The organism is Bacteroides coprosuis, assembly GCF_020741705.1.
GTDB lineage: Bacteria > Bacteroidota > Bacteroidia > Bacteroidales > Bacteroidaceae > Bacteroides_E > Bacteroides_E coprosuis.
The window spans coordinates 1-3,401 of the sequence record NZ_DYYK01000106.1 but is presented as its reverse complement, the minus strand read 5'-3'; the positions used below and the strand labels follow the sequence as shown (position 1 = coordinate 3,401).

Genomic DNA, 3,401 nt, shown 5'->3' with positions numbered 1-3,401 from the left:
TCAATAATTCTAACTTGTAATATGTTTAAAGACATTTATAAGAAGATGGGATACGAAAGCAGACTACTAAGTCGTACAACAGAAGACGCAGTAACGGTTACTTCTGTATTAATACCCTGGAACTCATGCGGAATGACTCAAGCAACCGTTTTAAATGTTCCTACTGTTGTTTATCTACCTTATTGCTTCTTTAATCTTATCAGCCCTATAATGAGTTTAACAATAGCAGCAATTGGCTATAAAATAAAAAAGAGGGTAACCCATTAAACATAATCTATGATTAAATACTAATTTATATATCTTTATGTATCTTCGTAATATATAAATTTTGAATAACGCATAAATTATGAAACTAAATAAGGATATATACAGACTTTCTGTATTATTTATTATAGGATTATTTACCCTCTCATCTTGTGGAGATGACAGATCAAATGAGGCAAAAGAGCTACAAGAGGTTCAACAATGGATCTATAAAACCATGGAAGAACACTACCTCTGGAATGATGAAATACCTCCTAGAGAAAAACTTAATTTCTTTGAAGAACCAAAAACTTTTTTCGGAAAGCTATTAAGTAAAAATGATGGTAATGAAAATGGTCCTTATTCATATATAGAAAACAAAAATGACATTCCTTCGACTAGAGGTATTCCCCAAACAGAATATAGCTATGGAATTAGTTTTGCATATGTGACTATTAAAGATATTACTGGAGAATTTGCATTAGTTCAATACATCTCTAAAGACAAAAACTCTCCGGCATACAAAACCAACCTAAAAAGAGGAGATCTAATTTCAGAAATTGATGGAGAAAAAATTAATGATAAGAATATAACTAAGCTCCTTGGAGATGGTGAAATTCAGATAAAAACATCAAAAATAAGTGGTAGCAGCATTATTCCAGAGAAAACGATAAACCTAGAGGCTGCAAGAAAAATAGACGAAAATCCCGTATACATAGTAAGGAAACTAATAGAAAACAAAGTGGGCTATCTGATGTATAACCAATTTGAAAGAGGTAAAAATAATGATCCTGAAGATACTACTTATGATGACGCCCTTAAACAAGCAATAAGAGAACTTCAAGGAGTAGAAGATTTAATTCTTGATTTAAGATATAATAATGGTGGTTACGTTACGAGTGCCGAGTTATTAATATCGCTCATTGGACCACGTAGCATATTAGGCACAAAAATAGGCTATATGAAATCCAACAAAGGTGAAGAAACCTCTCTTGAAGCAAAAGATCATGGAATCAATTTAGATTTAAAAAGATTATATGTAATCACGAGTGGGACAACAGCTTCTGCTTCAGAACTAATTATAAACTGTCTTCGCCCCGATATACCTGTTCATGTGATAGGGTTAACTACTACTGGTAAAAATGTAGGTTCAAATCGATTTGTTTTCAAAAAACAGCCTAACTGGGCTATACAACCTATTACTATGCAAATCTACAATAAGAAGGGACAATCGGACTACAAAGATGGCTTCAACCCAGGTATATATGAAAGTGGAAAGCCAAATCTCACAAAAGAGAATTATATAATAAAAGAAAAACTACCCTTAGGAGACATAGGCAACCCTGAAACAGAACGTCTATTACAACACACACTAAGAATAATGGGGTATTCTCTGGATGGAGCATCTACAAGAACTACAGATACACAAGACATAAAAACTTATCAAATAAAAGAAATTGATAACTCTGCTAATAGGAGAAGAGCTAACAATTTCATCTTTGATTAATCTTTACTTATTAAAGAATTTATAAAAGAACAGGAGTTGATAATCAATGGAATTATTCCAATAAGCATGATTGTGAGCTCCTGGTCTTGATATAAAATCATGCTTAATTTTCTTCTCTACCATTAATTGATGTATTTCTAAATTGGCTTGATAAAAGAAATCATCTACTCCACAGTCAAAAATAATGGATTGATTACTCTTTTGGAATTGATCAATATATGTAGCCACAGTATATGTATCCCAAACAATACTATTATGAGTATAATCACCTAAATGATTACTCAAGTTCCAATTTGTCTTGAACCCTCTCAAATCTAAACCACCACTTGTACTCCCAACAGCCCCAAACTTATTGGGGTATCGCAATGCATACCAAAAAGCACCATGTCCTCCCATACTAAGCCCTGTTATAGCCGTTTTGCTTCTATCTTGAGACAAATTATACCTATTAGAAAGATAAGGTATCAGCTCCTTTATAAAATAAGACTCATATTGAGATTTTTTTAATTGAGGACTATCCCAATACCAACTATTTTCAGCATCAGGACATACTATCGTCATATCATATTTATCAGACCACTGAGGAAGATCTGATTTTATCTCCAACCAAGAGTTTTCATTACCACTATAGCCATGCAGAAGATACAATATAGGAGTTCGCTCATTGTATTGTGTAGGTCTAATTAAAATGACTTTCATCTCTTTTTCCATAAAAGAACTAGATATTGTCAAAGTATCAACTTCTGCAGCCAATAAGTCTACTTTCAGAAACAAGACAAGTATCACAGAAAATATTATTTTAAATTTAAATTTCATCTTTTGTATTCATTTAAATATTATATTATAGTACATTTATGTATTAATCAGACAATTATATATATCACATCTATATATACATGACGTGTTTTTATAATTAATTATAGTCACAATCATGAATTATATTGTGTTTTTTATAATAATATGTATATATTTGTAAGCACTAACTAACTTACATAATAATTACCAACTCTATCAGAGCTTTAGCAACTTCAACAAATAAGCACCAGTAGTTGTTGAAATAGCACTATAGAATGCGTAAAACAATTATCAAAAAGATGAAGACACTTTATATTAAAGAACACCTTGCTTGTTCTAACTATGTCTCAGACCACTACACAGGCTTTACAAGACATAATATAGAAGCCAATGAAGAGTTTGATATTGAGCAACACAACTTGCACTACTTACTATTTGTTCTCGAGGGAACAGTAGAAATACGTAGTGACGAGTTTGATTATCGTATATACAAAGCAGATACGATGGTTGCATTCTCTAAAAATAGCCAATTATCAGGAAAAGCTATTACAAAAGCAAAAGTTTATTTGCTTTGTTTTGACAAACACGTAAACGTTTGTGACAAACTAGTCCTTGAAAGTTTATATACCCAATTTCCAATAGAAAAAAATGAGTATTTAGGGCTACCTATTAAGGAAGGTATGAAACGCGTTCTTGATAGTATGGACTTCTATTTAGACAACAGACTTCAATGTATGCACCTACATACTATGAAGTTACAAGAAATATTCTTTGTTTTTAGAGGTTTTTATAGAAAAGAAGATATGATTAATTTCTTCTCTCCTATTTTGAATAAAACTGTAAATTTCAAAGATTT

The 3,401-nt window shown here is 31.4% G+C and carries 4 protein-coding genes; 3 read left to right on the top strand and 1 reads right to left on the bottom strand.

Features of this window, described 5'->3' with window-relative positions; translation table 11 throughout:
• A partial coding sequence (locus tag K8V80_RS06160; protein WP_276776167.1) for a Na+/H+ antiporter NhaC family protein occupies positions 1-267 on the top strand: 267 nt, incomplete at its 5' end.
• A 79-nt stretch (positions 268-346) separates the two neighbouring features.
• On the top strand, positions 347-1,750 hold the full coding sequence (locus tag K8V80_RS06155; RefSeq protein ID WP_276776165.1) for a S41 family peptidase: 1,404 nt from the start codon (positions 347-349) through the stop codon (positions 1,748-1,750).
• A 3-nt stretch (positions 1,751-1,753) separates the two neighbouring features.
• On the opposite strand, the gene K8V80_RS06150 is transcribed toward K8V80_RS06155, so the two are convergent.
• A complete protein-coding gene (locus K8V80_RS06150; protein WP_276776163.1) occupies positions 1,754-2,566 on the bottom strand; it encodes an alpha/beta hydrolase in 813 nt (270 codons plus the stop codon).
• Positions 2,567-2,820: 254 nt separating this feature from the next.
• Here K8V80_RS06150 and K8V80_RS06145 point away from each other — a divergent pair.
• On the top strand, positions 2,821-3,401 hold a 581-nt coding region (locus K8V80_RS06145; protein ID WP_276776162.1), incomplete at its 3' end, for an AraC family transcriptional regulator.

What these genes read in the sequence shown, in the direction of transcription:
- K8V80_RS06150 (WP_276776163.1), bottom strand. Translation starts at nt 2,566, where the DNA reads ATGAAATTTAAATTTAAAATAATATTTTCTGTGATACTTGTCTTGTTT.
- K8V80_RS06155 (WP_276776165.1), top strand. Translation starts at nt 347, where the DNA reads ATGAAACTAAATAAGGATATATACAGACTTTCTGTATTATTTATTATA.